The sequence below is a fragment of the Ruminococcus sp. SR1/5 genome (assembly GCF_000209835.1).
Classification (GTDB): domain Bacteria; phylum Bacillota; class Clostridia; order Lachnospirales; family Lachnospiraceae; genus Blautia_A; species Blautia_A fusiformis.
On record NC_021014.1, the window covers coordinates 1,349,828 to 1,374,782 of the forward strand.

Here is a 24,955-nt window from a genome sequence, read left to right on the forward strand (position 1 = left end):
GTTATAAGCGTTTTGCAGAATATATATAAACACTTATGACAATAAAATAATGGAGGAGTGCATATGAAAAGAAAGATGACAAGTGCATTGTCACTGTTCCTGACTGCGGCGATGCTTGGCACCAGTGTGCCTTCTGCGGTACTGGCAGAAGATTTCAGCCAGCAGCCGGACGTGCAGTGGGACAGTGAAGCGGTGGATGAAACTGCAGATCCGGAGGGCCAGGATCAGACAGAAGAAGTAACCGGTGGTATTTCTGTTTCCGACAACAATTCGGAAAATAGTTCAGAAGACATGGGAACGGGAGCCGGAGATGATTTTACTTCGGATGTAACAGAAGAACCGGAAGATAAGACAGAGGAATCCGGGGAATCATCAGAAGAACAGGATCAGGATCAGAATGGTGCGGCAGATGGGGCCGAAGAGATTTCTGAGGAAACGGAAGAACTTGCGTCACCGGAGACTGAGGAGCTGGATCAGCTGGAAGAGGAGAAATTATCCGATGATCAGCTGGACGGAGCGGAGGAACTGGTTTCAGCAGGAGAAAGCAGTGCGACGGGGATCGTTGCTTCGGGAAACTGTGGACCGTTAAAAAATTTACATGAAAGTATGAAGGAAGACGGCTCCAATATAACGGATACAGCAAAATGGACGTTAGATTCGCAGGGAACATTAACGATATCCGGAAATGGAGATACTGTGGATTGTTATGAGTTTAAAGAGAAAATGATACAGCCCTGGTCTGCTTATGATGATCAGATCCGGAAGGTAGTCATAGAAAAAGGAATCACAAGTGTTGGATGTTACAGTTTTATGAAATGCAAAAATCTGGAGAGTGTACAGCTTCCAAACTCTTTGAAAGTAATAGGGAGTTATGCGTTCAATGAGTGTGAGTCACTGAAAGAGATAAAGATTCCGGATAGTGTTGAGAGGATTTATCAGTGTGCTTTTGCAGACTGTAAGAAGCTGAAATCGGTACAGCTTTCCAAAAACCTTACAGAGCTTTATGACGGTGCATTTGAGTTTACCGGATTAACAAAAATAGTTATTCCGGACGGAGTAAAAAGTATAGGTTATAGCACTTTTTGTTTTTGTGAGGATCTAAAAGAAGTTACCCTTCCAAACAGTTTACAGAGTATATTCGGAAGTGCATTTTTATACTGCACTTCTCTGACTGCCGTTACATTTCCGGATTCACTGGAATATATCGGCGGGAAAGCTTTTAACAATTGCAAAAAGCTGAAAACTGTAAAATTTGGAAACAGGCTACAAGAAATCGCAAACGAAGCATTTGAATTCTGCGAATCTTTGAATAATATCGTATTGCCGAATTCGATGAAAACGATTGCTGAAAGAGCTTTTTTTGGATGCTCGGCACTGACGTCTGTTAAATTCGGAGACAATATTACCGAAATAGGGGAGGATGCTTTTGTCGGCTGCAGTATGAATGAGCTGATACTTCCCAAGAATCTTGAAGAATTGGGAGAAGGTGCGTTTAGGAATCTATCCTTTTGCGAAAGGGTTGTTGTTTATAAAAGTCTCCAGAAATTAGGAGAATATGCATTTGGAGAGTTGGGCACGGATGCTGTACATGGTGGCAGTTTCAACGGCGTTTATTATCCTGGAACTGTAGATAAAGTGGATTTTTATTATGAAGGTACCAAGGCACAGTGGAAGAAGCTTTCAGGGGATGCAAACATATTTGGATATTATGACTGCAGTGGTTCCGATCCAGAAGTCCTATACTATCACGCTAATCACTGCATTCGTTTCCACTACGGAACCACAAACTATCAGGATCAGAGCCAGAGCCACAAGATCACGTTTAACAAAAATGCAAAGAACGCAACTCTGAAAACCACCTCAAAACAGGTAAAGACCAACAGCAAATACGGCACACTGCCAACTCCAACCCGCGGCGGATATTATTTCCTTGGATGGTACACCAAGGCATCCGGCGGCAGTAAGGTAACTGCGTCTAAGGTGTTTAAGCTGACAAAGAACCAGACGCTTTATGCACACTGGACGAAGGCGGATCTTGGCAAAGCAACGGTGACTTTGTCAAAAAACAGCTTTACATGGAATGGAAAGGCACAGACACCGGCCGTAACTGTGAAATTCCAGGGAGCAACCCTGAAAAAAGGCACCCATTATACGGTTTCCTGCATCAAAAACAAAGAGCCTGGAACCGCAGTGCTCACGGTCAAGGGAAAAGGTCTTTTTGGAAAAACAAAGAAGACCGTAAAATTTACGATCACAAAAGCCACACAGACCATCAGTGCCGGTGGAATGATCTGCAAACCTTCTCAGAAGGGAAAAACCGTGACACTGAATGCAGCCGTAAAAAACAGCGATGGCACGAAGCTTCACTTTTACAGCAATTCCAAGGCTGTGCAGGTTGTGAATAAGGATAAAAACAAACTGAAACTGGCTGGGGTGGGAGCTGCTGTGATCACCATCAAAGCCGACGAGACGAAGCATTATAAGGCAGCAGTTAAAAAAGTAAATGTGATACAGCAGGGCGCACAGAGCATCCAGCTGAAGCAGCAGAGCTTTTTGAAATATGATAAGACAAAAGGTGTATATGTATTAAGTAAGGAGATTTTCAGTCAGACCCTGCAGATTTCTGTAAAAGGTAATGCGGCTTATTCCTGTTCTGTGGAAAACAGCGCAAAGACTTCCGCATGGCTGGATAAGAATATGTGTCTTACTGCAAGAGGAAATGGCGTGTTTACGTTGAATGTAGCTACAAAAACCAGTGCGGATAAGATATATCCTGCAGCTTCGAAGAAATTTTATATTTCCGTAAAAGGAATGGCAAATTCCGCATCTGCAAAATGGAATTATAAGGTGGAAAGTGACGGCAAGATCACACTTCTGAAATATATCGGAACAGCGACAACAGTAAAGGTTCCGGATACGATCACGCTGGATTCCAGAAAGTTCAATGTAAAAGCCATCGGGAACTCTGCTTTTGCAGGCACGAAAGTGAAGAAGGTTTCCATTTCGGACAAATATATGAAATCTATCGGAAAGAATGCCTTCAAAAACTGCAAATCCCTGCAGGAAGTACGTCTTGGTACAGGTATCACATCCATTGGAGCAGGAGCCTTTTACGGCTGCAGTGCCCTTAAGACAATTGCGTTCCCGGATGGACTTAAGGTGATCGAGGCGGAACTTATGAAAGGCTGTAGCGGGCTTTCCGGAGAGATCTATCTTCCGAAATCGCTGACAACGATCCGTAAGAATGCGTTTGAAGGCTGTACAAAGATCAGTGAGATCATGATCTTTACATTCTTAAGTTCTGTGGAGAGCAACGCATTTAAAAACTGCAACAGCTTGAAGAAAGTTTATTTCTCAGGAGCAAAACTGAGATGGAATGGTATTAAATTTGCCGCAGGAAATGAGAAACTTACAGGTGCACAGATCATCTGTAATGCGGGCGGCGGCAATACAGCCTATGAGGTTACGGATATCACAACCGAGATGCTTTTGCGACAGTATCCGGAATATCTGAAAAACGAGGGATACAGCAAGATCCTGAATGATCTGCAGAATGACTGTTTTTCCATTATGAGCGGACATACAAGCGGAACCTTCAGCGATGAATGGTGGGCTGCCCTGAAATCCGAGATGCAGCAGGGGCATGTAGCACTGATCAAAGCAGTTCTGGAAGACCCGAAATTTACAGAAGAGAAGGTGAACAGAAGCCTGGCACTGGAACTGGTTGTGGATACTGCCGAGTACTCCATAGATGAGGATCTAAGCGGAGGAATCCAGGATGGGCTTCAGAGAGCATATAAAGTGCTGAAAAAGTTTAAATCCGGCGGTGATAAGATCTTTAAAGACGGAGATACCATGAAAAAAGCTGCCCAGGAGCTTGGCGGAACCGGATGGATGACAGAGGAAGAAGCCCTGAAGATGCTGCAGTACATGAATGGATATAAGGAGCTTCCGCTGAAACCGGGACAGACAAAACCGGATACAGTGCAGAGATGGGATCATGTGCAGTCTATTTTTGACGGAGCGGATATTGCAATCGATGCGGTGGACTTCCTGATGACATTTCTGACTGTCCAGGCATTAGGACAGAAGCTCGTAGATCGTGTGATCAGTCAGCTTCCGTCAGACAGCGGCCTGTATAATGGTGTTGTGCAGCTGAAACAGTATATGAACCAGCCGATGTCCATACTTATGAAGGATTTCCTGGCAGACCAGGTTGAAAAAAATGCGATCTGGCTCTTTGATAAGAAAGCACTTGCCCCGATGTGGGAAAACAGTATCAATCTTGCGGAAGTTGTAGGAGTGGCAGATAAGATCTGCAAAGCCGTAGCGTTTATGATGGACTGCCCGACGCTGGAAGACTACAATAAGGCATGGTTCTCTTTAAATAATGCGATGGTGCTTCGGTTACAGGTGGACAGACTGAGAGCACAGCTGATCGCGGCAAAGAATGCCGGGACAGAGAATATACAGCTGGAGAACGATTATAAACTGATGATGCAGATGTATCTGAGCTGCCTGAAAAAAACAGGTCGCTATGTGGCAAAGACCATGGCAGATCCGTATGTCCTGAATGCGAAATTTGCCCGGTTTGATTCTTCACTTACCTATGAGAATTATATTCTGACCTGTAAGTGGGGACTGGCTGACAGTGGTGTGCTGAAATAAATAGCGGCTGCGGATAAAAAAAGAATGCTGTTTGTCGGAGTGACCGGCAGGCAGCATTCTTTTTTTGTGGATCTTAAAGACGAACATATTTTTGTATAAAATAAACAAATGTTCGGAAAAACCATATTTGTACCGTTTTATTGGACTAAAAATGAGCTATAATGCAAACATACAGAAAATATGTTTGGAAAATATGTTCGATAAATCGTGAGACGAACATAGGACAGGGAGGATGGATCTTATGTGGAATACAGAGAGCAGCAGGAAGGCAGTATTGGCAGAAGGAAGATATGTGGAAGCTGAGAGAGGACATTGCGGCAGACAGAAGCTTTCCTCAGGAATGGCAATGGTACTGGGCGCACTTCTTACAATGGAGATCATGCTTGGCGGGGCGATGCTGTTTAATTTTGATTTCCGCGGAGCAGATATCGTTGCTGTTGTATTGTCATTCATGGTATTATATTTTGCAGTGGTAGCATCACTGACAGACAAGTAGCAGAACGGAGGAGAAAGGATGCCAAGGGTCTTTAACCAGAAGATTAAAATTTTATATCTGATGCGCATTTTTCTGGAGCAGACGGACGAAGAGCATCCGATGTCTGTGAAGGAGCTGATCGCCTATCTGAATAGTCTGGGGATCAGTGCAGAGCGTAAGACTGTCTATGATGATATTGAAACCCTGCGGAATTTTGGAATGGATATCCTGAACCGGCGGGAGCACCCGGCCGGTTTTTATCTTGCCAGTCGGGAATTTGAGCTTCCGGAGCTGAGACTTCTGGTGGATGCAGTACAGTCCTCCAGATGTATCACCAATGGGAAATCCCGACAGCTGATCAGGAAGCTGGAGAGCCTTGCCAGTGTTTATGAGTCCAGACAGCTGCGGCGACAGGGATTTGCAGAGAACCGTATCCGGACTATAAACGAGAATGTGTATTACAGTATTGATATGATCCAGCGTGCATTAACTGAGGACAGGCAGATTTCTTTTCAATATTGTGAATGGACTGTGGAGAAGAAGCTGCGTCCGGAGAATGAGGGAGAACGATATTCGGTCAGTCCCTGGGGACTTGTATGGCAGAATGAGGAATATTATCTGATCACTTACGACGAGAAGTGTGGAAGGGTTAAGCAGTATCAGGTAGATAAGCTCCAGCAGATCCGTATAGAGAAGGAGGTGCGACGCGGCAGAGAATTTTTTGAGAATTATGATATAGGGGAGCTGACATCCAGGACCTTCGGGATGTTTGGCGGCAGAGAAGTAACCATATGTCTGGAAGCACATAACCGCTTGGTCGGGGTGGTGCTGGATCGGTTTGGCAGAGATATTATGATACACAGGAAGGATCCTGAACATTTCAAAACACTGGTTCGTGTAAATATCAGTGACCAGTTCTTTGGCTGGATAGCCAGTCTTGGCCCGGATGCGGTGATCGCGTCACCGGATGAGGTTCGCGATAAGTACCGGGAATTTCTTGAGAAAAGTCTTTCTAATTACAAATGATAAATATATGATAAAGAAAATCTGTATATAATAAAGATTCAGGAAAATTCGCTCCTGAGTCTGCAGGTTTTCAACAGAAATAATATATAAAAAAATAAATGAAAACAGACAAAAATGAGAAAAATCATATAATAGCTGCATCTGAAATATAAAAATAATATAGATAGCATATATAAAAAAGATAATAGACATCGCGATGCTTAAGTGCTATAATGCTTTCGACTCTTAGGAGGGAATAAATTTTGCCATTTCAGGCAGATTACGGACGGTGAAGATATGACTGTAAAAGCAAGAATGCTGAAGCTTCTGGAGCAGCACGAGAATGAACTGATATCCGGAGAGGCGGCAGCAGCAGAACTAAACTGCACACGGGCAGCCATCTGGAAAGCTGTGAAATCCCTTCGTGAAGAGGGATATACCATAGAAGCTGGACCAAACAAAGGCTATGTGCTTCGAGGAGGCAGCCGTTTATCGGAAGAAGGAATACGGCTTTACCTCGATCATCCGGATGTCCCTGTAAAAATATACAGAGAACTGGATTCTACAAACCGGGCAGCCAAGGAGGCTGCATTTTCAGGAGAAGCAGGTCATGGTGCACTGATACTGGCGCGCAGACAGAAAAGCGGAAGAGGCCGAAGAGGCCGAAGTTTTTATTCTCCTGAAAATGCAGGACTTTATATGAGTATCGTTCTAAGACCTGACCGAACTCTGAAGGAAGGACTCCTGATCACTACAGCGGCGGCAACTGCAGTGTGCCGTGCAGTGAAGAAAATCTGCGGGATCGACCTTGGGATCAAATGGGTCAATGATCTGTATTTTCATAATAAGAAAGTGTGTGGGATACTGACAGAGGCTGTTACAGACTTTGAAAGCGGGAACATTGAGTTTGCAGTTGTAGGAATTGGTTTGAATCTGTATATGCCGGAAGATGGGTTTCCTGAAGATATACAGGAAACGGCTGGAGCATTATTTGAAAACAGGAATGACGCAGAGCATATAAACTGCAGTATTCTTGTGGCGGAGATCGTCAATCAGCTTCTCATGGAAGTGGAGACTCCGGGACTTTCCAGAGAATATACAGAAAATAATATCATTCCTGGAAACATGATCGTGATCACAGACGGACAGTGTACAAGGGAAGCTTATGCAGAATCCATAGCACCAGATGGAAGGCTTCTTGTGAGAGAACAGGATGGTTCAGAAACCCTGCTTTCTTATGGAGAAGTATCTGTACGCAGGAAGTCGGATCAAGGTTAATTGAAATGAATTGTATATTTTGTATAAAAAACAGATTCTTTTTTGTGCAAAACAGGCAAAAATAATATTGACATTCTGGAAATGCGGAGTAAAATAAAGTCAACTACAAGGCGTGGTCATACCAATTATAAAAAGATACGATCAGCGCCAAGAGAAAAGGAGGGAGAAAAACGGGAGATTTATCAAGTACACTGGCAGAAGAACTAAACAGTAAGACAGCCTTTACCATTCCGGCGTTTGGTGGAATACCAATTGCAGAATGCGTGGTAGTCACATGGGTCATCATGGCGGTTCTTGTGATTCTGTCTCTGATCTTAGTTCGGAATCTCAGTGTGGAAAATCCGGGTAAGAAGCAGCTGCTTCTGGAGACCGGGGTAAGTTTTCTTCAGGATTTCTTCATGGGTATCCTTGGAGAAGAAGGCAAACAGTATGTGCCTTATTTGATGTCAACCGTAATTTACATCGGAATAGCCAATATCGCAGGCGTATTTGGTTTTACACCACCAACGAAGGACATGAATGTTACCATTGCGCTGGCGCTGATGAGCATTATTCTGATCGAGTATGCAGGCTTTCATAAAAGGGGACTGAAGGGTTTCCTGAAAAGCTTTGCGGAGCCGGTTCCGATCATGCTTCCGATCAACATTCTGGAAATAGCGATCAGACCTACATCTCTCTGCATGCGGTTGTTCGGTAATGTTCTGGGAAGCTTCGTAGTTATGAAGCTGCTGGAGTTTGTTTGTCCGGCCATTCTTCCCATACCATTCAGCCTGTATTTTGATTTCTTCGACGGATTCATACAGGCGTATGTATTTGTATTCTTAACATCCTTGTTCATTAAGGAAGCAATTGAGTAGTGAAGCGGAAGATCCGCTTGATCTAAAAATGAAAAAATTGTATTTTACAGGAGGAAAAACTATGTTAATCGCAATTGGTGCAGCTATCGCAGTTCTTACAGGTATTGGAGCAGGTATTGGTATCGGTCTTGCAACATCTAAAGCAGTAGAAGCTATCGCAAGACAGCCAGAGGCAGAGAGCAAGATCAGTAAAGCACTTCTTCTTGGATGTGCTCTTGCAGAGGCAACAGCTATTTACGGTTTCGTAATCGGTCTTCTGATCATCATCATGCTTGGCTAATAGGTAAAGACGAGATACTAATTCAGGATTAAGAGAGGCAGGTGGACCAGGTGATTAAAATTGATATCAACCTTGTCTTTACTATTATAAACCTGATCGTTCTTTATCTTTTAATGAAGAAGTTCCTTTTCGGCCCGATCATTGGTGTTATGGAGAAGAGAAAAGCTATGATCGATGAGCAGTTTGCTTCAGCAGAGAAGACAACCACTGAAGCAAACCAGCTGAAAGGACAGTATGAGGATGCACTGAAATCTGCGAAGGAGGAATCCTTCAGTATTGTAGAGCAGGCTAAGGACGAGGCAAAAGTACAGGCAGACAGCATCGTGAAGAGAGCTAATGATCAGGCTGGTCAGATTCTTGAGAAAGCAAGAAGAGATATCAGCACTGAGCAGGAAGCTGCTATGAAAGCGATGGAAGGCAAAGTGGCTGAGCTGGCAATGGATGCAGCATCCAGAATCATGGGAAAAAAGAACGACGAAGCACAGGATATGTCCCTATATGACCAGTTTTTAGAAGGAGCAGGTGATCCTCATGACAGAGACGTCCATTAATTATGCAAAAGCATTATACGGTCTTTCTGTCCCGGGGGAGGCAATCTGCGAAACAGGAAGGATTTTTAAGAATACACCTGAGATAGGTAAGATGCTTGAAAATCCACTTGTTTCCCTCAAAGAAAAAGAACAGGTAATAGAGCGGGTTTTTCCGCAGGAAATGAAGAGTTTTCTTAAAGTAACGTGTAAGTATCAGAAGATTGACAGAATCGGAGAGATCCTTGAAGCTTATGATGCTTACAGCCGGGAACAGAAAGGAATTCTCAAGGCAGAGCTTCTTTATGTAACACGTCCTGCCGAAGAGCAGGAAAATAAGATGAAGGAGTTTCTCCGTAGCCAGTTTTCTGCCAGAGAAGTGGAACTTACCCTTACAGAGGATAAAAGCCTTGTAGGTGGATTTGTTCTCAGGGCAGGAGATCGTGAGTACGACTGGAGCCTCATCGGACGTTATAAGAAACTGAAACAGAAATTAACCCGGAGGTGAAATTGAATTGGGTGCAATAAATCCAGATGAAATCATTTCGATTCTCAAGGAAGAAATAAAGAACTATGACGAAATCAGCAAGGACCAGGAAGTAGGCACTGTCATCTCCGTGGGAGATGGTATCGCAACTGTTTATGGCATCGATCATGCCATGTACGGTGAGGTCGTGACCTTCGAGAATGGTCTGAAAGGTATGGTACAGGATGTCCGTGCCAACAGCATGGGATGTATTCTTTTCGGAAAGGATACAGGAATCAAGGAAGGCACCAAGGTTGCCAGAACTGGCAAGCAGGCAGGTATTCCGGTAGGGGATAAATTTATCGGAAGAATCGTGAACGCACTTGGTGAGCCTATTGATGGAAAGGGAGAGATCCAGGCAGAGGAATACCGCCCGATCGAGAACCCGGCTCCTGGAATCATCGACCGTAAGTCTGTAACTGTACCTCTGGAAACAGGAATCCTTTCCATTGATTCCATGTTCCCGATCGGCCGTGGACAGCGAGAGCTGATCATCGGCGACAGACAGACAGGTAAAACATCCATCGCAACCGATACGATCATCAACCAGAAAGGTAAGGATGTGATCTGTATCTATGTTGCCATCGGACAGAAAGCTTCTACCGTTGCAAAGGTAGTTTCCAATCTTGAAAAATACGGTGCAATGGAGTATACAACCGTATTCTCCGCAACAGCCAGCGACTGTGCACCGCTTCAGTATATTGCTCCTTATGCTGGTACTGCTCTTGCAGAGTATTTCATGTATCAGGGTAAAGACGTACTGATCGTATATGATGATCTTTCCAAGCATGCAGTGGCATATCGTGCATTGTCACTTCTGCTTGAGCGTTCTCCGGGACGTGAGGCATATCCTGGTGACGTATTCTATCTTCATTCCAGACTTCTGGAGCGTTCCAGCCGTCTGAGCGAGGAGGCAGGAGGCGGATCCATCACGGCACTTCCGATCATCGAGACACAGGCCGGTGATGTATCTGCATACATTCCTACAAACGTAATTTCCATCACAGATGGTCAGATCTTCCTGGAAAGTGATCTGTTCTTCTCAGGTATGCGTCCGGCAGTCAATGTTGGTCTTTCCGTATCCCGTGTTGGTGGTGCTGCACAGACCAAGGCTATGAAGAAAGCTTCCGGTAGTGTACGTATCGACCTGGCACAGTACAGAGAGATGGAAGTGTTCACCCAGTTCAGTTCAGATCTGGATGAGGCTACAACTGCACAGCTGAAATACGGAAGCTGTCTGATGGAGCTTCTGAAACAGCCGCTCTGCAGCCCGTTAAGTCTTCATCAGCAGGTAATTACTCTCTGCGTTGCGACTCACAAGCTGATGGTAGATGTAGAAAAGAAAGAGATCAAGAAATATCAGAAGGATCTTCTGGAGTACTTTGATAATGTATATCCTGAGATCGGCAAAGAGATCGAGACTACAAAGCAGCTCTCTGATGAGCTTGTAGAGAAAATCGTAAAGGCGGCAGAAGAATTCAGAGATAAGAGCAGGTAGGTGTTGATATGGCAAATGCAAAAGAAATACAGACTCGTATGAAAAGCATTCAGGACACCATGAAGATCACCAATGCGATGTACATGATTTCTTCTTCCAAGATGCAGAAGGCCAAGAAGATCCTGCAGGATACGGAACCATATTTCTATAATATGCAGGCTGCCATTGCCAGGATCCTCCGTCATATGCCGGACATCCAGCATCCTTTCTTCAGTGAGCGTCATCTTGTTCCGAAGGATGAAAGAAAGGTAGGTACCATTGTCATTACAGGTGATAAAGGTATGGCTGGTGCATACAATCATAATGTACAGAAAATGACAGAAGATTTCATGGAAGAGGTACCGGGACATCACAAGCTGTATGTCCTTGGTATGGTAGGGCGTCAGTATTTCGGCAAGAGAGATGTGGATATGGACGGCAGTTTTCATTATACCGTGCAGAAGCCGACTATGCACAGAGCACGCCTTATCACGGAAGAGATCGTACGGGCATTTCTTGAAAGAGAGCTGGATGAAATTCACATTGTCTATACACAGATGCTGAATGCGATGGCAATGGAAAATGTGAATATGCAGCTTTTACCGCTGAAAAAGGCTGATTTTAAGGTGGGTCAGATCCCGGCAGATATTTATCAGGAGGAGATCGTGTTATCTCCGTCTGCAGATGTGCTTCTGGATACTATGATCCCCAACTACCTTACAGGTGTGATCTATGGATGTCTTGTAGAGGCATATGCCAGTGAGAACAGTGCGAGAATGACAGCAATGCAGTCCTCTACAGATAGTGCGAAGGCGATGCTGAAGGATCTTTCCATTCAGTATAATCGTGCACGTCAGGCTGCGATCACCCAGGAGATCACTGAGGTTATCAGCGGTGCTAAAGCACAAAAAAGGAAGTGATGACTATGAATAAAGGTAAGATCGTACAGGTTATGGGACCTGTTGTAGACGTTGTTTTTGAAGACGGACAGCTTCCGGATATCAAGGATGCCCTTGAAGTCGAGAACAACGGTAAGAGATGCGTTATGGAGGTGTCCCAGCACCTTGGAAATAATATCGTACGCTGCATTATGCTGGGAGCCAGCGAGGGCCTGCAGCGAGACAGAGAAGTAACAGCTACCGGAAGCGGTATCAAGGTTCCGGTTGGAGATAAAACACTTGGTCGTCTGTTCAACGTTCTTGGAGATACCGTAGATGGCGGTGATTCCCTGGACGGTGAGGAGCATTGGGTCATCCATCGTGATCCGCCTTCATTTGAGGAGCAGAAACCGGCAGTTGAGATCCTGGAAACAGGTATCAAGGTTATCGATCTTCTTGCTCCATATGCAAAAGGTGGTAAGATCGGTCTGTTCGGTGGTGCCGGTGTTGGTAAGACAGTCCTTATCCAGGAGCTGATCCAGAATATCGCTACCGAGCATGGTGGATATTCTATTTTCACCGGTGTCGGTGAGCGTTCCCGTGAGGGTAATGACCTTTGGACAGAGATGAAGGAATCCGGTGTTCTTGAAAAGACAGCCTTAGTGTTCGGACAGATGAACGAGCCGCCTGGAGCACGTATGCGTGTTGCTGAGACAGGACTTACCATGGCAGAGTATTTCCGTGATCAGGAGCACAGAGATGTACTTCTTTTCATTGATAATATCTTCCGTTTTGTACAGGCAGGATCTGAGGTTTCCGCTCTGCTTGGACGTATGCCGTCCGCAGTAGGATATCAGCCTACACTGGCAACTGAGATGGGTGAGCTTCAGGAGAGGATCGCATCTACCAAGGAAGGTTCTGTTACATCTGTACAGGCAGTATATGTACCGGCCGATGACTTAACTGACCCGGCTCCGGCAACAACATTTGCCCATCTGGATGCAACAACCGTTCTTTCCCGTAAGATCGTTGAGCAGGGTATTTATCCGGCCGTAGATCCGCTTGAGTCTACTTCCCGTATCCTGGAGGCAGATATTGTTGGTGAGGAACATTACGAGGTTGCACGTAGAGTACAGGAGATCCTTCAGAAATATAAAGAACTTCAGGACATCATTGCTATTCTTGGTATGGAGGAGCTCTCAGAGGAAGATAAGCAGACAGTATTCCGTGCAAGAAAGATCCAGAAGTTCCTTTCCCAGCCGTTCCATGTAGCTGAGAACTTCACCGGTATCAAAGGTAAATATGTACCTCTGAAAGAGACGATCCGCGGATTTAAGGCGATCATTGACGGCGAGATGGATGATTATCCGGAGAACGCATTCTTTAATGTTGGAACCATTGATGATGTAATTGCAAAAGCAAAAGCCGAGGAGAACCGGCAGTAAGGAGCAGCTATGAGTGAGACATTTGGCCTGGAAATATATGCCAGCAATAAACTGGCTTATGCAGGACGTGCTCAGAAGCTTATTATCCCGGCAGTGGATGGTGAGCAGGGATTTCTTGCCCATCATGCGAATGTTGTAGCTGCCATCATTCCCGGTGAGATGCGTTTTGAGGATGCTGACGGTAATGAGTATGTGTTTGCTGTGAGCAGCGGATTTGTTGAGATGATCAATAACCGTGCCAAGCTGTTCTGCCTCAGCGTAGAGAGTCCGGACGAGATTGATATCCGCCGTGCTCAGGAAGCAAAGGAACGTGCAGAAGAGCAGCTTCGTCAGAAACAGAGCATCCAGGAGTATCATATGAACCAGATGGCACTTGCGAGAGCGATGACACGTCTTAAGGTAACACATAAGCAGTAAATTTAAATCATATAAAAAGATCCATTGTCAGGAAACTGACAGTGGATCTTTTTTTCTCTGTTATTTTGTGGATGAATTAGAATCGGTATTTTCCGGATCAGAAATGGAAGAAGCTTCAGATGCTGTATCTTTGTCGGAGTTATCAGAAGTATGAACAGGCTTTTCTGTCAGCTGCTGATATGGACGATAGGGTTCCCAGTAATGCTCTTCTTTTGTTTCGGTTTCCTGTTTCAGTTTCTTTTTCTGCTGAGTAAGAAGATAAATACCTGCAGCAATGATACCTGCAGCAATGATGATCTGCGGAAGGCTGTTGCAGATATTGTATACATAGTCGACCATATTAGTCGGTACAATGAAGTACAAAAGACTTGTGAAACGACTCCACAGGATGCAGATACCAAACAGGATCAGGATCCATGCAGCTGCACTTTGATGCTTTTGTAAGAATTTTCCCATATCACCGGAAAGCTGATCCATGTGAAGAATGTAATTATCCTCTACAGAGTAGAATTCTTCTTCTGACAGGGATTTCAGATTATGGACATTAAAAAAACTATAGAACCATATCACCGGGAGAAACATGGCCAGCCATCCAAGACCGGTTATGGATGCCAGTGCGATCGATCCCCAGAACAGTAGCATAATGCTAAGTCCCTGTTTTTTAAATCCCATGTACATTTCCCCGGCACCGGGGATCAGGGAAAAGATAAATACCCAGAAACCATGTTTTTGTTTTTTCATAAATTTACTTGTCTCCGTTTATAATTTTATTCGTAAGATCGTTCAGATTATTACTGATCTTCTGAGAATGTTCACTGAGCTGGGAACCTACCTGCATGGAAAGCTGGTTTAGGCCGGAACCAATGTCAAGGGATGAAGAAATCTTAACTTTTGTTTCCGGTGAAGGATGAAGAGCCGTAAAATCTGTCTGAGATACAGAAAAAAGCATGATCAGCGCAACACCCATGCCTACGGCAGTCCGTAAGCCTGCACAGAGAAGCTTCATCCAATAAGCAGTTTCATGTATTTTTCTGGAAGCCTGAACTTCCGGAGAAGCTGCTTTTTTCAGAATTTCATCCTGCAGATAGGATGGAGCATACTCAGAAGCGGCATCCTCATTCTGAAGAAGTTCATCCAGACAGAAGTCACATTGCTCCATATGCTCCAGAAAATGGATCATTTCATCCGTATTCATGGTTCCGTCCTGGAATTTCTGTAATTCATCCTGTGGTATGTGCATCTAATCACTCCTTTCCAGCAGTGCTTTCAGCATAGATCTGGACCGGTAGATCTGCGTCTGGACTGTTTTGATATTTTTATTCTGCGCTTTTGCAATTTCTGCGGCGGTTTTTTCTTCGCAGAAATGCTCAAGGGCAACCTCCCTGTAGGGGCTTTTCAGCGCTACACATAAATGCCGGATCCGATCCTTGAAATCTTTGTCCAGAAATGCCTCCTCCGGGGAAAACTCTTTATCATGGAGCTGTTCAAAATAGGTGTCCTCTGTGGGAATGGTACGTCTGCCGGCTGCTTTCAGATGATCCAGACATTTTCTGACTGCGATCTTGCTGAGCCAGGCTTTTTCGTAGGTGCCATCAAAACGGAAGAGATTTTTGTAGGCGGAAAGAAAAACATCCTGTGTCAGATCCTCGGCGTCAAAGGGATTGCCCACCGATTTCAGACAAATGGAAAATATTAAGTTTTGGTATGTATGTATCAGATATTCCAGATATTCCAGATATTCTTCCCGTGTAATGCAATCAGCTCCCTTCTCTTCCCGCTTCATTTATTATAACGCGGAATCTGAAGGAAAGCCTTCAGCTTTTATAGAAAAATATGTAAATCATTGGATAAATGCCGCTTTTATATAGCGGGGAGAGAAAATTTGGTCTATACTATAAGTCGTCAAAGCAGAGATGCAGAAAGGATGAGACAAATGACAGAGACGAAACGTTTATATTATGAAGATGTATATAAAAAAGAATTTACAGCCAAAGTCCTGGAGTGCAGAGAAGCAAAAAAAGGTTTTCATATCATTCTGGATGAGAGCGCTTTTTACCCGGAGGGCGGTGGACAGCCAAGCGATACCGGATATCTCAACGATGTGAAAGTAAAGGAAGTGCATGAAAAGGAGGGAGAACTTCTTCATTATACAGATCAGCCGATGGAAGTCGGAACAGAAGTACAGGGACGCATCGATTGGGCAAGAAGATTTGATCTGATGCAGCAGCATTCCGGTGAGCATATGGTGAGCGGACTGATCCACGAGGCTTACGGATACGATAATGTAGGCTTTCATATGGGAAGCGATACCATTACCATAGATCTGAATGGCCCGTTGGATGAGGCGCAGCTTGCTGAGATCGAGCGGAAAACAAACCAAAAGATATGGGAAGATACGCAGATAAAGATCATATATCCTACAGCGGAGGAACTGGAAAAAATCGACTACCGAAGCAAAAAAGAGCTCACCGGTCAGGTGCGGATCGTAGAATTTCCAGGGGTGGATATCTGTGCATGCTGCGGAACTCATGTGACACATACCGGAGAGATCGGAATGGTGAAACTTCTTTCCGTGGAAAAATTTCGTGAAGGTGTCCGTATTGAGATGATCTGCGGAAAACGTGTGCTGGATTATCTGAACATGGTCAATGACCAGAACCACCAGATTTCTGTAAAGCTTTCCGCAAAAATGGATAAGACTGCGCAGGCAGTGGAACGCCTTCAGGAAGAGAATTTCCGACTGAAAGGACAGGTTGGGCAGCTGGTAGACGACATGTGCCGGAAAGAGGCAGAGCGTTATGCAGGAAGCGGAAGCGTTCTCATCTTTATGGATGGAATGGATGCAGACAGTGTGCGGAAGCTTGCAGACGCCGTGACACAGACCTGCCAGGGCTGCTGTGCGGTATTTTCCGGAAATGCAGACGGAAGCTACAAGTATGCAATGGGCGAAAAAGACGGCGATCTCCGTCAGTTTACAAAAGAGATGAATGCGAAATTAAACGGACGCGGAGGTGGAAAGCCGTTCTTTGTACAGGGGTCGGTGCAGGCATCTGAGAAAGAGATCCGAAACTTTTTTGAGCAGTGATGAAAATGTTTGGGGAATGTCATGCACATATATTTCTCAATGGCTATGATTACCGGAAAGCCGTTGAGACACAGAAAAACGGGCCCCGGGATGCACTGATCCGTGCTCATTTTGAGGAATACCGGAAAAGAGGAATCCGTTTTGTGAGAGACGGAGGAGATCATTACGGTGTGTCAAAACGGGCTGCCAGACTGGCCCCTGAATATGAAATTGACTATCGCACACCGGTTTTTGCCATTTATAAAGAGGGGCATTACGGGAAGATCGTTGGAAAAAGCTTTTCAGACATGAAGGAATATCACAGAAGAGTTCTGGAAGCTGCCGCTGAAGGTGCGGATTTTATCAAGATCATGACTACAGGGCTTCTGGATTTTGCAGATCACGGGAAAATTACGGGAACGCCGCTTTCAGCAACGGATGTGAAAGAAATGGTACATATTGCTCATGAAGAGGGATTTGCCGTGATGAGCCATACAAATGGATGCTATGGCGTACAAGCAGCAGTGGAGGCTGGTGTTGACAGTATTGAGCATGGGAACTATATGGATGATGAGACGATTTCCATGCTGGCAGACAGCGAAAGCGTGTGGGTTCCGACACTTGTAACTGTGCGGAATCTTAAAGGCTGCGGCAGATTTGAAGATACGATTCTTGCATCTATTATAAAGACAGGCGAGCAGAATCTGAAGAAAGCTTTTGAAAAGAAGGTTCATGTGGCAGTAGGAAGCGATGCCGGTGCATATCAGGTTCTTCACGGCCAGGGTGTACAGGATGAAAGCAGAGCTTTTTTTGATATACTGGGTGATACGCAGGCAGTACGAAGCTGGATGGAAGATGGAGAAAAAAGGATCCGTACCATCTTCCGTCACGGGTCTTCGAATTTAATACAGGTATAAATATTGGAGGTGCGTGATTTCGCAGGGTTGAAAGTAACCCGGAGATCGGCACCTTCTTCCATTCCGCTTGAGGAAAGGTCCGGAACGTTTTCACGGCTGCAGAGGATCTTTACGCCGTCGTATGTCTGGAGCAGCACGGTATTGGCGGTTGTGCCCAGGATCGTGCCGGTTACAGTAGAAGTAATGTTGCGTACTGAAAGTATGTCCGGATCCTCCCCGGTGATTCCACGGATCTTCATGCCGCTGGTGGATTCACCATTAAATTTACCGGTATAGATAATGTTTACATAAGATCCCGGAGCCATTCCTCCTTTGAAATATACAGGAACCGAGGAAAGTGAAACAGTCAGTTCCGATCCTGTGGTCTGCGGAATGACAGTCATTGTGCCGGTGCTGACATTTACGATCTTTGCACGGAGATGCTGTTCTTTTTTCTTCGGTTCAGGGGAAGGCGTAGGAGTTGCTGCAGGTACTTTCAGTGGATCCGTATCGGAGACACTGATCACTTTTGTGAAACTGCCGTCATACTGTTTGTCATCCACGAGTGTTTCGTTGATGAATTTACCGCGAAAATGGACATAGACCCACTTGCCGGCCTTGATGCCTTTTTTGTAGTATTGTCTGACACCGGTGACAGGGAAGGTTACGGTATTTCCCTTTTCTGTAACTATCACAAGGGCATTGGATGTGAGTGATTTCACTTTGCCCTTTAAAGTGCGGTCCTCCAGAGGAGTTTCATTATGATATTTGTCGGTTATTTTGATGGGGGAAATGGTGCTGATATCCGTTCCGGAAAGCTGTCCCTGGTAGATCACACTGACCTGATCACTGGATACAACGCCGTATTTGCATTCAAGCCTTGTCTGGGAAACATCAAATACATAGGTTTCTCCATTGCTGGAAATCGTCAGGTGTGTACCGTCAAAATCCAGCAGTGTGCCGGTAAGCTCATCTATATAAACACGTTCTTCCGTGGAAGGCTCCTGATCTTCCTGTTCTGTGGAATCTGAAGCAGTAACGTCTGAAATTTTATCCTGAAGAGAAATAATATGATCATCGATCTGATCATTGCTGCAGCCTCCCGCAAAAAGGGAAAGGCCGAGAATCATACATGCAGCAGACAGTTTTTTCATTTGTGTCCTCCGACCCGGGATAACGGTCAGTCCTGTTTATCTGTAAGATCATGGGTTTCCGACGCCGGTATAAAGTCAAAGATCTGGCGGAAAGAATCCCATTGCTCACGGCTGTCGATTCCATGGTTGATCAGACCCGTGCATTCAGTACAGGCATTGGTATCCAGATAATTATTGTAATAAATATGATAGGGATTTTGGGTGTTTTTTCCTGCGGATCGTTCATCGGATCAGTCTCCTTATTGATTGATAAGGATCAGTATATGAAGGCAGGAAAGATTTTATACATATTAAGGGTATTATAGCAAAAAGATTTTTTGATTTCTACAGGGATTTACGGAAAATCCATGCATTTACTGAAAACGTGTTCCTACAGGCTGAACACGGAACCAGTAGGTATAGGAATACTGAAATCCAAGAGAGCTGTAAAGCTTTTCTGCGGAAGTATTGTTTTTTACCACCTGAAGATAAGCGTGGCTGGCGCCTCTTTTTTTGCCCTCATTGAGAAGACCGGTACAGATCTGACGGGCATATCCTCTGCGGCGATAATCTTCACGTACATGAATGGCATAGATACCGATGTAGTCGCGATCCAGGATTCCAAGACCTGTGGCAATGATCTCGCCGTTTTTTGTTATGGAAGCGCAGACAGTTTCCTTAAGAATGGCACGGTACATGGAAGGAACGACGCTTCGATGGATCGGATTTGTAGTTCTTTTCAAGTCAAAAAGGCTGTGGATCCAGAAATCAGGAATTTCATTGGAAAAAAGCACATCGGTGACAGACGCATCCAGAACGGCATTGTCTAGGTCTACAGTCATAACATTTGTTATGTGCTGAACGGAATAGCCCCTGTTTTCCAGCATATAGTCAAAATCCGGGGATACAAGGGGGCTGATCTTAAAGATCGCAGGAGTTCCCAGACGCTTATAGACCTGTTCGCAGTAGGGGATTTTTTCGCGCCATGGAAGTGTGGAGGTTCCGAACTGTTCCACACTGTTGGTCCTGTGCGTATAGAAATAAGAAAAACGTAAGATCCATCCGTCATAAAGTTCCATTTTATGGGAAGGCCATGCGTTCAGTGACATATCTTCGATTTTTTTGATCGTTGTTTCCATAGTATTACCTTTCTGATATGATCAATTTATAAAGTTTATCTGCCAGGATCTGATGCCCCTGTGGTGTGAGATGGATACCGTCAGAAGTTATTGATGCAGGCCCGGATCGTGCAGCTTCCTGATCCAGATCGTTCTGCAGCGGGAGAAAAACGGCGCCATGATCCTGACTGATCTTTTTAATATGTACGGACATCTGTGAAAGAAGGGGAGCCCAGGAAGCGTAGCAGCGTGGCCATGGAAAAACAAAGGGTTCCAGGAAATAGAGCGTTCGTTTCCGGGAGTTTGTGCAGGATAGCTTTTTTGCAAGGAGCTCATAACGGGTGACAAATTTGTTCATCAGATCCTGCTGTTGTGCAGATGAACGGCGGGTGTTCATCATGATCCCCACATCATTGATCCCGATCAGGACGGTAACAATATCCGGATCAGAGCTTTCCAGCCAGAAATCTGTGTTCTGAAGAAGCCGTTCCAGGGTGAAACCATCAATACCTCTGTTTTCAATGGAAAATCGGTGATCTGTGTTATGAAGCAGACAGGAGAGCTGCTTCACATATCCTTTTCCAAGAGGATCTGCGGAGAAAAGCCGTCCGCAATCTGTGATACTGTCTCCGAGACACAAAATGCGAGTCATCCAATTCCTTCTTTCTGTTATACCGGGCGGATCATTATCCGCAGTCGATTATTTTCGTATTGGTGCTTTGATAGTAGCACTTACACCAGCAGTGGTCAAGCGTACGAAATACCGGAAAATGGGTAAAAAACGAATAAACGTGAAAAACATGAAAATTTTTTAAAAAATTAAAAAAGTACTTGCATTTTGAAAGAAAGTGTTATATACTAACGAAGTCGGTTGAGGGAAACAACAAAAAACGAAATCAAACGACAGAAACAAAAGAATATGGCCAGTTGGTCAAGGGGCTAAGACGCCGCCCTCTCACGGCGGAAACACGGGTTCGATTCCCGTACTGGCTATTAACTGAAAGCAATCAGAACATGTTTCTGGTTGCTTTTTTGTTTATGATCACAAATGGGGATTTTGGGAGGTTTTACTATGATCATTGATAATGTGTATGTTTTTACACCGGACAAAGCATTTGTAAAAGGCGGGATTATCCTGGATGGGGATAAGATCCGACAGGTTTATGAAGAAAAGGATGCGCCGCAGCTTAACGGGGATGTTCTGGACGGAAAAGGCTGCTACGCCATTCCGGGACTGATCGATCTGCATTTTCATGGATGCAAGGGAGATGATTTCTGCGACGGAGACAAGGCTGCGATCGGAAGGATCGCGGAATATGAGGCATCGGTAGGAGTTACAGCGATCGCGCCGGCTACTATGACTTTACCGGTAGAGGAACTGGAGCAGATCCTCCATACAGCAGCAGAATATAAAAAAGAAACAAAGGACTGCCGTAAGGCGGATTTTCTGGGGATCAATATGGAAGGGCCTTTTATCAGCCCGGCGAAAAAAGGGGCACAGGACGCGAGGAATATCCTGCCATGTAATGTGGAAATCTGTGACCGTTTTTTAAAGGCCTCGGAAGGTCTGGTAAAATTTATAGGGATTGCACCTGAAGAAAGTGAGCATGCAGCAGAATTTATCCGAGAAGTTCATGAAAGGGTCAATGTTTCTCTGGCACATACCAATGCAGATTACGATACAGCAATGGAAGCATGCAGAGCAGGGGCAAACCATGCAGTCCATCTGTATAACGCAATGCCTACGTTTACGCATCGTGCACCAGGTGTCGTAGGTGCTGTTTTTGATAGTAAGGATGTTATGGCAGAGATCATCTGTGACGGGATCCATATCCATCCGTCTGTTGTTCGAGCTACCTTTCAGATGATGGGAGCTGACAGGATGATCCTGATCAGCGACAGTATGAGAGCTACCGGTATGCCGGACGGTCAGTATACACTGGGCGGACTGGATGTTAAGGTTGTGGGAAGACTTGCCACGCTGGTATCTGACGGTGCGATCGCAGGATCTGCCACAAATCTGATGGACTGTATGCGTACAGTTGTTAAAAAGATGGAGCTTCCGCTGGAAACAGCCGTGGCCTGCGCGACCATAAATCCGGCCAGAAGCCTTGGTGTGGAAGAACAGTACGGATCTCTGGAAGCAGGTAAAAAAGCTCATGTGGTACTGCTGGATCAGGATCTGGAACTGAAAGCAGTGATCAAGGACGGAGTAAAGATTCGATAAGATCATAGAAGATAAAACGATAAAAAATAAAAAGAATTTCAGGAGCAGATGACAGCAAAATTCGTGTCAGAATTTGTCGAACGAAAATGCTGGACAAAATGCTCCTGAAATTCTATAATTAATTTCACCAGAGATCTTCTGGTATCGATCACCGCCAGGTCAGGCGGGAAATCCCATTTTTATCATAACTGAATAAACATATATTTTAAGAAGGAAAGGGGGCGTGTATGTTTCTTTATGGAGAATTATCCGTGGTGATATCTGCGATGGCGGTCTGGATGGATCTTAAAGATGCATCTGTAGACAATGGATGGATCCTTTTTCTTTTATGATCGGTTTCCTGATCCAGATCACAGAAAACGGGCCGAAAGGTGGAGTGATCTTTTTGGCAGGAGTGGCTGTGCCGGTGCTTCTTTTGGGAATTCTTTTTATATTCCATATGATCGGCGCCGGAGATATCAAGCTTCTGTGCGCACTTGGCGGGATCATGGGGCCGAGGACAGTTATGGAATGTATTGTTTATTCTCTGCTTGCAGGTGCAGGCATTTCTCTGGCAATTCTTATTTCTACAGGCGGTATCCGCCGACGATTCCTTTATTTATATCAGTATATGAATGAGTTTTACTGTACCGGTGAGATACGTCCTTATTACAGAAAGGGGATGAGCTTTCCGGAGAACTTTCATTTTACGGTACCCATATTTTTGAGTGCGGTGCTTTATGCAGGAGGTGTGTATTGAAGAAAAACATATTTGCAGTCTGTGATCTGGAGGTGGATTATGCTTTCAATTTTATGGATTATCTGAACCAGAAAAAGAATCTTCCGTTTGAGATCCAGGCATTTACCACGGCGGAAAGTCTCATTGCTTACGGAAAAGAAAATCATATTGAGTTGCTGCTGATTTCCGATAAAGCAATGCGAAAAGAAGTCCGTGACCTTGGTATCGGAAAGATCATCATTCTTTCAGAGGGTGTGCATCCTCCGGAACTGGATCAGTATTCAAGTGTGTATAAATATCAATCTTCCTCAGATGTGATAAGGGAGGTGATGGCCTGCTATGGAGAAGAGAAGTCTCTTGATCCGGTAACTTTTCCTGTGTTGAAAAAGACAATGGAGATCATCGGTGTTTTTTCTCCTCTTGGCAGATGTCTGAAGACATCCTTTGCACTTGCGTTGGGACAGATACTGGCGAAAGAACGTGCTGTTCTTTATCTGAATCTGGAATCCTATTCTGGTTTTGAGGAACTTCTTGGGAAAAAATTTCCGGCTAATCTGAGTGATCTGTTTTATTATGTTCGCCAGGGAAATGAAAACCTGATCCATAGAATGAACGGAATGATCCAGACAGTAAACAATCTGGATTTTATACCGCCTGTAAGAACACCTTCAGATATCCGGACCGTGGACTGGGAAGACTGGGAGCGGCTGTTGCAGGAGATCGTACTTCACAGTTCCTATGAAGTGCTGATCCTGGATATGGGAGAAAATGGAGATGAGGATTTCCGGCTTCTGGAAATGTGCAGAAAAATCTATATGCCGGTTTTGAATGACACACTTTCTGTCTGTAAGGTGACACAATTCGAAAATCTTCTGCGTATCTGGAATAAAGAAAAGATCCTGGAAAAAACAGAAAAGGTGCATCTGCCCTTTCATATGGATAGGATCTCTTCTGACGCTTACGTAGAACAGCTGGTCTGGAGTGAACTGGGAGATTATATCCGTGAACTTTTGAGAAAGGAGCGGTCATGAACAGAGAAAAATTCCGGGAAATGTATGATCTGCTCATGGAACAGCTGGATGTTTCCAGAGAGCTGTCCGATGATGAGATCCTGGGGGTGATCGATGAACTGATATTAACTCAGGCAAGGGAACTGTTTCTTTCACTGAAGGAGAAAGTAGAGCTCAGACAGGAGCTGTTCTGTTCTGTGCGCAAGCTGGATGTTCTGCAGGAACTGATCGATGATGAAAGTGTTACGGAGATCATGGTAAATGGTCCGGATCATATTTTTGTGGAACGTGGAGGAAAACTGACCAGATGGAATAAGGTCTTCACGTCAGAAGAGAAGCTGGAGGATGTGATCCAGCAGATCGTAGGGCGCTGTAACCGGGTTGTCAACGAGTCCATGCCCATTGTAGATGCAAGGCTGGAAAACGGAGCACGTGTGAATGCAGTGGTTTATCCGGTTGCTCTGAATGGTCCGATCCTGACGATCCGTCGTTTTCCGGATGATCCTATCACAATGGAAAAACTGATCGCTTTTGGAAGCATCACCGAAGAATGTGCACAGTTTTTAAAAAACTTGTTCAGGCAAGATATTCTATTGTGATCGGTGGAGGTACAGGCAGTGGAAAAACAACATTCCTTGGAGCTGTTACAGAATATATTCCAAAAGATGAGCGCCTGATCACCATTGAAGATAATGCGGAGCTTAAGATCCGGGGAATTGATAACCTGGTATGTCTGGAGGCAAAAATGGCCAATATGGCGGGCGCGGTGTCAGTAACGATCCGAGATCTGATCCGGTCAGCCCTTCGAATGAGACCGGATAGGATAATTGTAGGGGAAGTCCGTGGAGGAGAGGCAGTGGATATGCTGCAGAGCCTTATATGTACTATATAATAATTATATATATAACGTATATAAGGATGGAAAATATAGATTAGAGGGAGGGGCATAGGAACGA

General features: G+C 44.8%; 23 protein-coding genes, 1 tRNA gene and 1 pseudogene. 19 read left to right on the forward strand and 6 right to left on the reverse strand.

What is annotated here, in order from left to right; all coding sequences use genetic code 11:
- The first annotated feature begins 63 nt into the window (after positions 1-63).
- The 12 genes from CK1_RS06985 (at position 64) to atpC (ending at position 13,833) form a co-directional block, all read left to right on the forward strand.
- Positions 64-4,668: a leucine-rich repeat protein gene (locus CK1_RS06985; protein ID WP_015525573.1), complete on the forward strand. Its 4,605-nt coding sequence runs from the start codon at positions 64-66 to the stop codon at positions 4,666-4,668.
- 241 nt (positions 4,669-4,909) lie between these two features.
- Positions 4,910-5,164, forward strand: coding sequence for a hypothetical protein (locus CK1_RS06990; RefSeq protein WP_015525575.1), 255 nt, complete (start codon positions 4,910-4,912; stop codon positions 5,162-5,164).
- Positions 5,165-5,182: 18 nt separating this feature from the next.
- Positions 5,183-6,169 carry a helix-turn-helix transcriptional regulator gene (locus tag CK1_RS06995; protein WP_015525576.1) on the forward strand — a complete coding sequence of 329 codons (987 nt, stop codon included), beginning with the start codon at positions 5,183-5,185 and terminating at the stop codon, positions 6,167-6,169.
- A gap of 276 nt (positions 6,170-6,445) precedes the next feature.
- Entirely contained in the window at positions 6,446-7,426 is a 981-nt protein-coding gene (locus CK1_RS07000) for a biotin--[acetyl-CoA-carboxylase] ligase (RefSeq protein ID WP_015525577.1), read from the forward strand.
- A gap of 140 nt (positions 7,427-7,566) precedes the next feature.
- A complete protein-coding gene (locus CK1_RS07005; RefSeq protein ID WP_173722359.1) occupies positions 7,567-8,283 on the forward strand; it encodes a F0F1 ATP synthase subunit A in 717 nt (238 codons plus the stop codon).
- Between the two features lie 61 nt (positions 8,284-8,344).
- Complete coding sequence (gene atpE, locus CK1_RS07010; RefSeq protein WP_021652814.1) at positions 8,345-8,563, forward strand: ATP synthase F0 subunit C; 219 nt, start codon at positions 8,345-8,347, stop codon at positions 8,561-8,563.
- Between the two features lie 50 nt (positions 8,564-8,613).
- A complete protein-coding gene (gene atpF / locus CK1_RS07015; protein ID WP_022427145.1) occupies positions 8,614-9,114 on the forward strand; it encodes a F0F1 ATP synthase subunit B in 501 nt (166 codons plus the stop codon).
- Complete coding sequence (gene atpH / locus CK1_RS07020; protein ID WP_015525579.1) at positions 9,095-9,598, forward strand: ATP synthase F1 subunit delta; 504 nt, start codon at positions 9,095-9,097, stop codon at positions 9,596-9,598. Before atpF ends, atpH begins: the two co-directional genes overlap by 20 nt.
- 7 nt (positions 9,599-9,605) lie before the next feature.
- Positions 9,606-11,114: a F0F1 ATP synthase subunit alpha gene (atpA, locus tag CK1_RS07025; RefSeq protein ID WP_021652816.1), complete on the forward strand. Its 1,509-nt coding sequence runs from the start codon at positions 9,606-9,608 to the stop codon at positions 11,112-11,114.
- Between the two features lie 8 nt (positions 11,115-11,122).
- Positions 11,123-12,013, forward strand: a complete 891-nt coding sequence (gene atpG, locus CK1_RS07030; RefSeq protein WP_015525580.1) for an ATP synthase F1 subunit gamma — start codon at positions 11,123-11,125, stop codon at positions 12,011-12,013.
- Positions 12,014-12,018: 5 nt separating this feature from the next.
- Complete coding sequence (gene atpD, locus CK1_RS07035) at positions 12,019-13,416, forward strand: F0F1 ATP synthase subunit beta (protein WP_015525581.1); 1,398 nt, start codon at positions 12,019-12,021, stop codon at positions 13,414-13,416.
- A gap of 9 nt (positions 13,417-13,425) precedes the next feature.
- Positions 13,426-13,833: an ATP synthase F1 subunit epsilon gene (gene atpC / locus CK1_RS07040; protein WP_015525582.1), complete on the forward strand. Its 408-nt coding sequence runs from the start codon at positions 13,426-13,428 to the stop codon at positions 13,831-13,833.
- Between the two features lie 60 nt (positions 13,834-13,893).
- Here the strand turns inward: atpC and CK1_RS07045 are convergent, their stop codons facing one another.
- The 3 genes from CK1_RS07045 to CK1_RS07055 are packed head-to-tail and all read right to left on the reverse strand — an operon-like array spanning position 13,894 to position 15,616.
- Positions 13,894-14,574, reverse strand: a complete 681-nt coding sequence (locus tag CK1_RS07045; protein WP_015525583.1) for a hypothetical protein — start codon at positions 14,572-14,574, stop codon at positions 13,894-13,896.
- Between the two features lie 4 nt (positions 14,575-14,578).
- Complete coding sequence (locus CK1_RS07050) at positions 14,579-15,073, reverse strand: anti-sigma factor (protein WP_015525584.1); 495 nt, start codon at positions 15,071-15,073, stop codon at positions 14,579-14,581.
- Positions 15,074-15,616, reverse strand: a complete 543-nt coding sequence (locus CK1_RS07055; RefSeq protein WP_015525585.1) for an RNA polymerase sigma factor — start codon at positions 15,614-15,616, stop codon at positions 15,074-15,076.
- 141 nt (positions 15,617-15,757) lie between these two features.
- Here CK1_RS07055 and CK1_RS07060 point away from each other — a divergent pair, with 141 nt between their 5' ends.
- Positions 15,758-16,918, forward strand: a complete 1,161-nt coding sequence (locus CK1_RS07060) for an alanyl-tRNA editing protein (RefSeq protein ID WP_110102750.1) — start codon at positions 15,758-15,760, stop codon at positions 16,916-16,918.
- A gap of 5 nt (positions 16,919-16,923) precedes the next feature.
- A complete protein-coding gene (locus CK1_RS07065; RefSeq protein WP_015525587.1) occupies positions 16,924-17,814 on the forward strand; it encodes an amidohydrolase family protein in 891 nt (296 codons plus the stop codon).
- Here the strand turns inward: CK1_RS07065 and CK1_RS07070 are convergent.
- The 3 genes from CK1_RS07070 to CK1_RS07080 all read right to left on the reverse strand — a co-directional run bounded on the left by CK1_RS07070 (position 17,784) and on the right by CK1_RS07080 (position 20,696).
- Positions 17,784-18,947 (reverse strand): hypothetical protein, encoded by a 1,164-nt coding sequence (locus CK1_RS07070; RefSeq protein WP_015525588.1) that lies wholly within the window; start codon positions 18,945-18,947, stop codon positions 17,784-17,786. The genes CK1_RS07065 and CK1_RS07070 overlap by 31 nt on opposite strands.
- Before the next feature lie 353 nt (positions 18,948-19,300).
- Positions 19,301-20,065, reverse strand: coding sequence for a GNAT family N-acetyltransferase (locus tag CK1_RS07075; protein ID WP_015525590.1), 765 nt, complete (start codon positions 20,063-20,065; stop codon positions 19,301-19,303).
- 4 nt (positions 20,066-20,069) lie between these two features.
- Complete coding sequence (locus CK1_RS07080; protein WP_015525591.1) at positions 20,070-20,696, reverse strand: SGNH/GDSL hydrolase family protein; 627 nt, start codon at positions 20,694-20,696, stop codon at positions 20,070-20,072.
- 269 nt (positions 20,697-20,965) lie between these two features.
- Between CK1_RS07080 and CK1_RS07085 the strand changes: the two genes are divergently transcribed.
- The 5 genes and pseudogenes from CK1_RS07085 to CK1_RS18815 all read left to right on the forward strand — a co-directional run bounded on the left by CK1_RS07085 (position 20,966) and on the right by CK1_RS18815 (position 24,891).
- Positions 20,966-21,037, forward strand: a tRNA-Glu gene (locus CK1_RS07085).
- Between the two features lie 79 nt (positions 21,038-21,116).
- On the forward strand, positions 21,117-22,271 hold the full coding sequence (nagA, locus tag CK1_RS07090) for an N-acetylglucosamine-6-phosphate deacetylase (protein WP_015525592.1): 1,155 nt from the start codon (positions 21,117-21,119) through the stop codon (positions 22,269-22,271).
- Positions 22,272-22,581: 310 nt separating this feature from the next.
- Positions 22,582-23,010, forward strand: a complete 429-nt coding sequence (locus CK1_RS07095; RefSeq protein ID WP_306288823.1) for a prepilin peptidase — start codon at positions 22,582-22,584, stop codon at positions 23,008-23,010.
- Positions 23,007-24,020 (forward strand): P-loop NTPase family protein, encoded by a 1,014-nt coding sequence (locus CK1_RS07100; RefSeq protein WP_021652830.1) that lies wholly within the window; start codon positions 23,007-23,009, stop codon positions 24,018-24,020. The genes CK1_RS07095 and CK1_RS07100 overlap by 4 nt, the downstream gene beginning before the upstream one ends.
- A gap of 233 nt (positions 24,021-24,253) precedes the next feature.
- Positions 24,254-24,891: pseudogene (locus tag CK1_RS18815) on the forward strand (TadA family conjugal transfer-associated ATPase).
- Positions 24,892-24,955: the final 64 nt, after the last annotated feature.